The organism is Marinobacter confluentis (genome assembly GCF_004785685.1).
GTDB classification, from domain to species: Bacteria; Pseudomonadota; Gammaproteobacteria; order Pseudomonadales; family Oleiphilaceae; genus Marinobacter; species Marinobacter confluentis.
This window is the reverse complement of the sequence record NZ_SRPF01000012.1, coordinates 1-1,644: the sequence shown is the minus strand read 5'-3', so window position 1 is coordinate 1,644 and position 1,644 is coordinate 1. Positions and strand designations below refer to the sequence as shown.

Sequence of the window (1,644 nt, the reverse complement as noted above, 5' to 3'; positions counted from 1 at the left end):
GGCGGAAATGAGGATAAGAACCCTTAAAACCTCGACTGCGCAGTTCGGGGACAACTATTGCTTTCAAGGAAGCTTCCATGGCGCTTCGAGCCGGATGTTGGGCCATAGTGCCTCCTAACGCCTGGGCTAAGCCGCCGGTACGGAGCGCAGCGTAGTACCGGTCGGCTTGAGCCCCTGGTTAAAGGTCTGAAGCGGGCTACTGGATTGTGGCGGTACCAACAATTTGCGCCCCATTCATGAGTCTTATTTTTGTACCTGATACAAACTGATCAGATAAGTCTCTCGGATAGCTAGCATTTAACCACCCTTCTTGCGTGCTACCCGGGTAAACCAAAGTCTCAAAATCGATTTGCCCCCAAAACTGGCGGTCACTTTGAGACAGATACATGTCGGGACGCCAATTCTCGCCAGGAACCACCGGATTAACACGACCGCCACTGTCCGTTTGGGTTAGCTCAACTAACACCTTCATAGGTTGGCGGGTCTTCTCAAAATCCTCTGATCTCATATGACCTTTAACGCTTGCAGCATGCGCGCCCATGGAATGGAGCCAAAGGCGCAATGTAATGGGCGTCGCCGTGCCTGCACTTGTTAGGGCGGCTCATGGTAAAAGCTCATAGCTCCGGCCCCAACGGCACCACAGAACGCCGGTACAGCAATGTCTGATACGCCGATAAGCAGCAAAGTTAAAGCTATTACTCCACCTGTTACCAGACCTGCCATTGGTGCGGCGGCTCGCCTGTCATTGGCGCTTCGAACACCGTCATCAAAAATAGATTGATGCTGCCTATAGAAGTTTCTGAACACCGGCAGGCGTGTTACCACCAACGACATGAATGGAACTGAGCAAAAAATTGAGAGCGCGACCAACCAACGATTTACCTCTGGATGCGCAGGGAGCATCAGGATGAGGCTTAACCCACCAGCCAAGTATGCAATGAGGACGAACTTCACATAGCGAAGACTGATCAACAATGCCCCCTAACGCCAAGCTAAGCGGCGGCCTGACAAGGCCGTCCGGTGGAGGCCCTAGGCCGGAACGAACTTGAGCGATTTGTTAGAACAGAACGGTCATTCACCCGGAAACACCATTTTGGTATCTGAAACAAAATGGTACTGCGGCACCTTCAACTTGGCCGTACCGGATGACCGGCCAGAGGCATCGAATACAAGCCCTGCTTGCGCGTCGTAGAGCCTAACGGCGCTCTCACTTCTAGTGTAGGCGGGGCGGGGTCCTGATTCTCCATACCGATCAATGAAGACGAAATACTCTGGTTTGATAGAACGGAAAATTTGGGTGTCCTCCTCGTTTTGCGCTCCATAAATGGCTCTCAAGCGCTCGATCATTTCATCCGTTCGGTACAAGACTGCAATCGGCAAAACGGCCCACTCGGTGCGCACCAGCTGTCCTGGCTCAGCCTGTTCCATGTCTATCCAAAATTCGTCGTTTCCCGAACAAATTGCTGACATCGACAGTAGGAGAAGAAAAAAGACTTGCTTCATTGCTCATGTCCTTTGAGTTCTAACGAATAGCTAAGCGGCGCCCTGACAAGGGCGTCCGGTGGACGGCCGCCAGGCCGGGAACGAATTTGAGCGACTGGTTAGGCGGCACCTGACCAAAATGCCTCACCCTGCGTCTCGATG

3 protein-coding genes are annotated in these 1,644 nt (G+C 52.8%); all 3 read right to left on the bottom strand.

Features of this window, described 5'->3' with window-relative positions; translation table 11 throughout:
* Positions 1-196 precede the first annotated feature (196 nt).
* Complete coding sequence (locus E5Q11_RS17895; protein WP_150960257.1) at positions 197-541, bottom strand: hypothetical protein; 345 nt, start codon at positions 539-541, stop codon at positions 197-199.
* Between the two features lie 50 nt (positions 542-591).
* Entirely contained in the window at positions 592-972 is a 381-nt protein-coding gene (locus E5Q11_RS17315; RefSeq protein ID WP_135804704.1) for a hypothetical protein, read from the bottom strand.
* A 99-nt stretch (positions 973-1,071) separates the two neighbouring features.
* Entirely contained in the window at positions 1,072-1,503 is a 432-nt protein-coding gene (locus E5Q11_RS17310; protein WP_135804703.1) for a Rieske (2Fe-2S) protein, read from the bottom strand.
* Between the last annotated feature and the right edge of the window lie 141 nt (positions 1,504-1,644).